The sequence below is a fragment of the Candidatus Omnitrophota bacterium genome (assembly GCA_018830005.1).
Taxonomy (GTDB): Bacteria; Omnitrophota; Gorgyraeia; order JAHJTE01; family JAHJTE01; genus JAHJTE01.
On sequence record JAHJTE010000004.1, the window covers coordinates 86720 to 93987 of the forward strand.

General features: G+C 38.7%; 7 protein-coding genes. All 7 read right to left on the reverse strand.

Annotated elements, in window-relative coordinates; translation table 11 throughout:
* Positions 1 to 208: 208 nt before the first annotated feature.
* Positions 209 to 967, reverse strand: a complete 759-nt coding sequence (locus tag KJ593_08525; protein ID MBU2541924.1) for a DsbA family protein — start codon at positions 965 to 967, stop codon at positions 209 to 211.
* A gap of 174 nt (positions 968 to 1141) precedes the next feature.
* Positions 1142 to 1783: a transcriptional repressor LexA gene (lexA, locus tag KJ593_08530; protein ID MBU2541925.1), complete on the reverse strand. Its 642-nt coding sequence runs from the start codon at positions 1781 to 1783 to the stop codon at positions 1142 to 1144.
* A gap of 126 nt (positions 1784 to 1909) precedes the next feature.
* On the reverse strand, positions 1910 to 3487 hold the full coding sequence (rpoD, locus tag KJ593_08535; protein MBU2541926.1) for an RNA polymerase sigma factor RpoD: 1578 nt from the start codon (positions 3485 to 3487) through the stop codon (positions 1910 to 1912).
* A gap of 11 nt (positions 3488 to 3498) precedes the next feature.
* Entirely contained in the window at positions 3499 to 5280 is a 1782-nt protein-coding gene (dnaG, locus tag KJ593_08540; protein ID MBU2541927.1) for a DNA primase, read from the reverse strand.
* 5 nt (positions 5281 to 5285) lie between these two features.
* On the reverse strand, positions 5286 to 6242 hold the full coding sequence (locus KJ593_08545; GenBank protein ID MBU2541928.1) for an NGG1p interacting factor NIF3: 957 nt from the start codon (positions 6240 to 6242) through the stop codon (positions 5286 to 5288).
* A gap of 60 nt (positions 6243 to 6302) precedes the next feature.
* Entirely contained in the window at positions 6303 to 6860 is a 558-nt protein-coding gene (locus KJ593_08550) for a CvpA family protein (GenBank protein MBU2541929.1), read from the reverse strand.
* A 176-nt stretch (positions 6861 to 7036) separates the two neighbouring features.
* A partial coding sequence (locus KJ593_08555; protein ID MBU2541930.1) for a 6-bladed beta-propeller occupies positions 7037 to 7268 on the reverse strand: 232 nt, incomplete at its 5' end.

Here is a 7268-nt window from a genome sequence, read left to right on the forward strand (position 1 = left end):
ATTCTATTCTTGCAGGATTCCCATATCCTATAGGAGCATCGTGAGTTACTACGCTTCCTGCCCCCATGAATGAGTACTCTCCAATTATGAGTCAGCTGCTCTAACCGACTGAGCTAATCGCCCGAAACTTACACCTAAACGTTTAATTTTACTATGGATTAGAAATCTTGGCAAGATAATTCTATTGATACGCTTGGAGAAACCTGACTTATTTTGTTTTAGCCAATTCTTCTTCAATTATTTTCTTGAATAGTTCAAAGGGCATTGCCCCTTCAACCATGCGTCCGTTGATGAAAAAGGCAGGAGTTCCTTGAACGCCGAACCTTTGGGCATCCTTCAGGTCATTCTCTACCTCTTCCTTTGTCTCTTCTCTATCTAAACATGCATCAAAGACCTTCGCATTCAAGCCAATTTCTTTAGCAAGTCCTTTTAATGACTCTGTCTCTAACTCAGGGGCATTAATAAGCTTATCAAACATCTCCCAGTACTTATTTTGCCTTCCGGCGCATTTAGCGGCCACTGCCGCAGATTTTGCCTGAGGATGAAAGCCTAAAGGAAAATCGCGATATGCGAACTTAACTTTCCCAGTAGAAATATATTCCTTTTCAATTCTAAGAAAGGCATTTTGATAAAATCTCTTAGAAAATGGACACTGAAAATCGCTGAATTCAACCATCAAAACCTTGGCATCAGGACTACCTTTAATGGCATTACCTGCTGCATTTACGCCTTCGACTTTTTTTGAGCCGGGCTCTGGCCTTCTTTCTGCAGCTTGGCGTGGCTGTAGTTGTGTATCTTTTAGTCCTTTTATTATTTCACTGATGCCTTCTTCAGAGATGCCCGTCTTTTTAGCTCGTATAGTCTCATTGATAATTGCGACACTGTTAATTATACAATATCCAATTATCGCTGCAGCACAGATAATAGAAAGACAAATTAACAATACATCTAATCTAATCCATTTCATTATATACCCCTTTTGGTTTGATTAGTTGATTAATTTTTTATCCTTATAACTAACTTAATGATTTTACTATAGTTATAAATAGTTGGCAAGATAATTCTGAAACTTTAGTGGCACTTACTTAAAGGCAGGCGCATTTAAACTTTGCGGCTTACTAACTCCTAACTTGCATGCGGATTAGACGTATCTCCTAATTACTGTCAACACCCTTCCAATAATCTGGACATCTTGGCTTGTATCGTTAGAAAATGCTCTATTCTTTATATCAGAACCCCTCATAGAGCTTAACTCTATAGGCTGGTATTTATCATTTGCGGGACTTAAATATATTCTCCCTCTTTCTATCTTTAAAATCTTTGCTGTCGCATCCTCGTTAATAAGGGCGATAACGATGTCGTTATTCATGGCTGTGTTCTGCCTCTTCACCAACGCCAAGTCACCTTCCCTTATACCGATGCCTTCTAAGCTGTCGCCTTTTATCCTTAACGCAAAGATATCTTCATTAAAAAGGAAATTATCCAAATTGACATAGCCGTCTACGTCTTCAAAGGCCAATTCTGCGGGACCAGCCCTAACCCTACCAACAATAGGAATTTGGAATATTCGCTCTTTCACTAATTCAATTGAACGCGCCTTTCCTTGGTGCATCTTGATATAGCCTTTTTCTGCTAAGGCCCTCAGGTAATCTCTTACTGTACCTGTTGAAGAAAAATTAAAATGCTTACCAATCTCACGAATAGTAGGAGGCAATTTTTCCTTCTTAATCTTATCCCAGATGAATTTTAGGACATTCTTTTGTTTGGTGGTTAACTCTTTCATAATAAATATTATTACCACACAAATGTGTGGATGTCAAGAGAAATAAATACCTTAAACTATGGTCTAGGAATTTATTTAATAAAATAGGAGGGATAATCCTCCCTGCTTCGTTTTGCGCGAAGCAGGTTACTTCTCGTGGGAAATGCTCATATCCAGAAATGAACGAAGACGCCGAGCACGAGTAGGATGTCTTAACTTACGTAATGCCTTGGCCTCAATCTGACGCACGCGTTCGCGCGTAACCTTGAAGACATTACCTACTTCCTCTAGCGTACGCGGACTTCCATCGCCAACGCCAAAACGAAGCATAAGAATCCTTCTCTCTCTGTCAGTAAGCGTGCCTAACGCATCTTGCATTTCATCTTTAAGCATGGAGTGTACTGTGGCATTTGCAGGAGATATGGCCTTTTTATCCTCAATAAAATCACCAAAATGAGTATCGCCCTCATCACCGATTGGCGTCTGCAATGAGATTGGCTCCTGAGCAAGTTTTAAAATACTTTTTACCTTATCACAAGACATGCGCATCTCTCGTGCAATCTCTTCCGGATTCGGCTCTCGCCCTTTTTCCTGAACAAACATCCTTGAAATACGGATAATCTTATTTATAGTCTCAGTCATATGCACAGGGATGCGTATAGTCCTTGCCTGATCAGCAATGGAACGAGTAATGGCCTGTCTTATCCACCAGGTAGCGTATGTTGAGAATTTATAGCCTCGTTTATATTCGAATTTCTCTACTGCCCGCATAAGGCCAATGTTTCCTTCCTGAATCAAATCCAGAAATGACAGGCCTCTGTTTGTATATTTTTTGGCAATGCTTACGACTAATCTCAAATTGGCTTCTACAAGCGCCTTTTTTGCCCGAGAAAATCTCCACTCCCTCTGCCTTATTATCTTTAAATCATCCTTGATCTTTTTGTAGCTTTCGCCTAAAGAACATAAGAGTTCTCGCTTTCGCTTTCGCAATTGAGCAATTTTGCCTTTTTCTTTCTTTAATCTTTTCTTTTTGAAGTCTTTGTCTATGGCATCGATAAGTTTAATTGTATTTTTGAGTCTCTTGCATATACCTTCGACAATGTTGGTGGCAAAACTAAATTCCATCATCAAAGATGAACTATCACTGCCCTTTCGCGTATGACGCAATTTATGAGTCAGCCTACCGATTCTGCGTACGATGCTGGCGCGTTTAAGATTGATGTCGAATTTGACTGCATCTTCAAGATTGATCTTTTTCTCTAGAATATTGTTGGCAAGTTTCAATATTTCATCACGTGCAAATCTTGTAACCAAGACAACTTCGCAGAATCTATTCTCTGCCTCCTCTATTCGTTTTGCCAGAGCAATCTCATCTTCGCGCGAGAGGAGCGAAATATGACCCATCTGTTTCAAATACATCTTGACTGGATCATCTAAGGGGATATATTTATCTGCCAGCGCAGGGGGCTTCTTGTCTTCAGAAATTGCAAGTTTAAGGTCTTCCGTGCTAAAGCCGGTCTTTATCTTAGCTAAGTCCTTCTGTGAATCAACTAGTTGAATTTCCTCTTTACCTAAATAATCCAGTACTCTATCTATCTCTTCAGTAGAAACAACATCCTCAGGCAAAAGATCATTGACTTCATCGTAAGTAAGAAAACCTTTGCGCTTTCCGATAGCGACCAATCTTTCCAGACCTTTAAGGTTGCTATTTTTTTTCGTCTTCATTAGAAAAACTCCTATGTCTTTTTAATCAGCTTATTATAATCTATTATTAATCGATTAACTGTTTGCTCATCGTTTCTTGTCTGCGCAGCAAGAATCTTCTGATGCATTGTCTGCTTTTCTCGTTTAAAGCGTTTTAGTTTAATGCGTTTTAGGCATTCGCCTAATACCTTATCTTTATCATTGGAGCATAATTCATCTATACAATAACTATCTTCATTTAATGATAATTGTGAAATCATCTGATGAACAAAAGCGCCCTCAAAAAAACTCATGAGCTGATGAGGTGCCGCAACCTTACCCTGATCATGAAGTTGGAAAACCTTAGAAATGATTTGTTTGATATCCTCATCCTGAAAATCATCCAAACTGATCTCTTTCTTTATCTCATTAACACAGCTGGCATCTTTTAGTATTAATTTCAAAATCATCTTCTCTACTGCAGAGGCCTTAGAATCAACGATAAAATCGTAACGATTATCGCCAGTGTTAAACCCTGGACTTTGAACCATCTTATCCGCCTCTTCCAATAGAGCGCTTTCATCTATATTGAGCATCTGAGATAATTTCCTCAGATATTGGCTCTTTAGAATCTGATCTTTGAATTTGTTTATTGTAGAAAGCATTTCATGCGCTATTTTAGTCTTGCCCTCAATAGATTTAGAATCAAGGCGTTTAGTAAGAAATGACATCTTGTAATCAAATAGCCCTAAAGCGCCCTTTATGATTGAATTCAATGCATCTAAGCCCTTTTCTCTGACTAAAGAGTCAGGATCAAGGCCGCCAGGTAAAACCGAAATTCTCACATGAACGCCTTCTTCGACACATAAATCTAAGCTACGCAAACTCGCCGCCTCACCTGCACTATCTGCATCAAAAATAACAATGATGTTCTTTGTATAGCGCTTAAGTAACCTAACCTGATTGTTGGTAAGGGCAGTACCTGAACTAGATACAATATTAGCTATCCCCTCTTGATAGGGCATAATCATATCTAAATAGCCTTCAACAACAATTGCCGCATCCTTTTGCCTTATGCCATCTTTTACAAAATTAAAACCATAAAGATTATTGCCTTTTATAAAAATAGGCGTTTCAGGAGAATTTATATATTTGGCCGTATCCTTACCATCTTCGATAGTGCGACCGCCAAAGCCTATAATCCTTGACTTTACATCAAAAATGGGAAACATAATCCTATTGCGAAATCTATCATAAAAACCGCCACCTTCTTTAGCTATCAAGAGTCCACTTTTCTCTAGTATTTTTAAATTAATTTTGTTCTCTCGCAGATAATTCAAGAGACTATCCCAGGAATTAAGAGCAAATCCCAATTTAAAGGTTTTTGCTGTCTCTGGAGTTATTTTTCTTTTTGCTAGATACTTGCGTGCGAAGCTAGCTGCTTCTGCTTTAAGTAAATTTCTGTGATAAAATTCTGCAGCAAGTTCATTGGCCCGATAGATTTCACGGTTAAAATTACCAGCCTCATCAGTCTGAATTACCGGCAAAGAAACTCCTGCCTTTTTTGCCAAAATCTGGACGGCCTCTCTAAAATCCAAGTGTTCATAGCGCATAAGAAAATTAAAGGCATTTCCACCTGCAGAACATCCAAAACAATGGTATATACCTTTATCCGGGCTTACAATAAAAGAGGCTGTCTTCTCATAATGAAAAGGGCAAACTGCCTTAAAATTCCTACCGACCTTCTTTAAAGGTATATAGCTTGAGATAAGCTCAACTATATCTAGCCTGTTTAGGACCTCTTCAAGAATATGTTCTGGAAAGCGCGTTGACATAATATTTACCTTTTATATCTCTTGAATCCTCCACCGCAAATAATCTCAAGTCTTGCCTTTTTTTCGAGCCTATCAAGCTGAAGATTAATTCCTACGCTGTCACTTGAAATATGGCCGGCAATAACAACATTGATTCTTTCTTTCTTGACGTTTTTAAAATGCTCCTCTGAAAGATGCATACAGATCAAAGTGCTGATGCCTTTATCAGCTAATTTAGCAAAGACATCTCTTGAGCCTTCTGTGCCGCCTGTCATATCGACAAATGTCTTTCCCGCCTTTGAGTTAGGGCTGCCGCAAATGATCTTCGGCCCGTTTTTATTGACTGCAGCATATTTGTATTCCGGCATTTGATGTAATATATCAATGATATCCTGCAGTTTTTGAGGCGCTTTTTTATCAATTATTTTCTGTAAGTAGGTTGCAACGCAATTATCAGCAGCTGTATGCATACATAAAAATGGAATATTGAGCAATCTTGCAGTATCCACAGCGCGCATATTATTAACAGGCATAAAACGCCTTTCGACCTCTTTGGCCCTTTCTGATGTTAAAGACTCAGCCAGAGAGATAGAAACCCCTACTTGGGCTAGCAGCTCTGCCTGCATAGACATAACTTCAAATATGGAGGCCAGTGCCCTTCCCCAAGGATGATGAGAAATCGCAAGATCAATTTTCTTCTTCCTCTTCTGGTTTAGACGGTCAATAAGCAAAAGCTCTTCTCCCCCTACATCTATCCCGACAAAGATCGTCTTGATCTCCTTGTCTTTATCGCCGAAAAGGAGCCGGGTATCTGCGTAAGGATTAAAAAGTGAATCCTTGTCGAAGAATTCCTTGTCTTTGTCTCTTAATTGCTTGTAACGCTCTTTTTTTCTTGCCAAATCGCTGGAAACAGACTTCTTACCTCTAGGATCATTCTCAATTCCTGTTTTAACAATTTGTTCGTAGAGTTTGCCTAATTTCATATTCAGTTCCTTTCTTTAAAATGATTACAAAGATTGAAAAAATAAGGTCAGAGTGACTGATTATCTTCCAAGAGCTTCAAAGAATTCTTCATTGAAGCCTTCTTCGGGAAAGAATGGTTTAACTAATTTATCAACCATAAAGGTGTATGTCTTTGCTACAGTACCAAAGGTGTATATGCCAAAAAAGGAAATCTTAGCGCCTCTGTCTAAGAATCCTACAGGTGAAACGATAAAAACTATGAGTATCATTCCACTTAAAAATATTCCGCGAACCCCTCCTAGAAAAGCACCAATCCACTTATCCAAGACAGGATGAGGCTGCAATTTGACAAGAAGTAAAAACGCCTCCCGAATTAAACTGCAGAAAAACACAGAAATTACAAATAAGAGCGTAAAAGATATGAAATTTCCGATTTCAGTGGGGATAAGTTCTGGCTTGCTTAAAAAAGAACCTAGTTTAGAATAGTAATGCACACACGCAAATACAGAAACCAAAACACCTGCTAACTTAAATATCTCAACGCCAAGGCCGCGTTTTATCCCAATGTAGACACAACGACAAACCATCACAATCACTATGATGTCAGCCCACCGTAGCTGATTTACCAATGCAAACAACAAATCACCTCTTTAAATGAGCACATAACTTAAGAAGAGCCTTTCTCCGACATAAGTTAAATGTGCGAATTAAACCCTACACCCATATTAAGCAATTTGAATATTACAACTAATTACCTTTAATTACCTTATTTTTCCTTAGCTGTACTCTTGATTAAAGAAAACAGCTCAATTTTTCAATATTTTATTTCCAGTACTTGAATACGGCTATTCCCTGTATCACCAACATAGATAAAGTTCCCTTTTATAGCAAGGCCAACAGGTGCTGAGAATTCTCCTAAACCATCGCCTTTCTTCCCAAAGGAAAATTTTGGAGACAGGTTGCCATCGGGATTGATTTTTAAGGTCTGAATACGGTGGTTACCAGTATCAGCGACATAGAGACAGTTCCCTTTTATAGCAAGGCCA